The following is a 416-nucleotide window of genomic DNA, read 5'->3' on the forward strand; positions in this document are numbered from 1 at the left end:
CGCGGCCTATGTCGCGTCCGGCGAATGGGCGGGCAAGGCCGGCGGCTATGCCGTCCAGGGACGCGCCGCGTGCTTCGTCCGCTTCCTGTCGGGCAGCCATTCCAACGTGGTGGGCCTGCCGCTGTTCGAGACCGCGCAGCTGTTGCGCGGCGCCGGCTGGCATCTGCCGTGAGCGGCGTCCGGATTGTCACCGCCTCGCATCCCGGCGAGGTGGAGGTGGCGGTCGCGGACGCGCAGGACGGCTTGCTCGACTACGCACTGTGGCGGCCGGGCGCGCCGGACGGGGTGGGCGACGTACATCGCGGCATCGTGCGCGCCCGCGCGCCCGCCATGGCCGGCGCGTTCGTCGCGATCGCCGACGGCGACGGTTTCCTGCCCGACAGCGACGGGGCGCGCGGCGTGTCGGAGGGGACGGC

The 416-nt window shown here is 75.0% G+C and carries 1 protein-coding gene and 1 pseudogene; both read left to right on the plus strand.

All coding sequences use genetic code 11. The features are described 5' to 3' along the window. A partial coding sequence (locus B8460_RS16605) for a Maf family protein (RefSeq protein WP_048862729.1) occupies window positions 1–172 on the plus strand: 172 nt, incomplete at its 5' end. Next, window positions 169–416, plus strand: a pseudogene (locus tag B8460_RS16610) (ribonuclease E/G); the annotation flags it as partial. The gene B8460_RS16605 and the pseudogene B8460_RS16610, both read left to right, overlap by 4 nt.

This window comes from Acidisphaera rubrifaciens HS-AP3 (genome assembly GCF_000964365.1).
In the GTDB taxonomy this organism is placed as follows: Bacteria; Pseudomonadota; Alphaproteobacteria; order Acetobacterales; family Acetobacteraceae; genus Acidisphaera; species Acidisphaera rubrifaciens.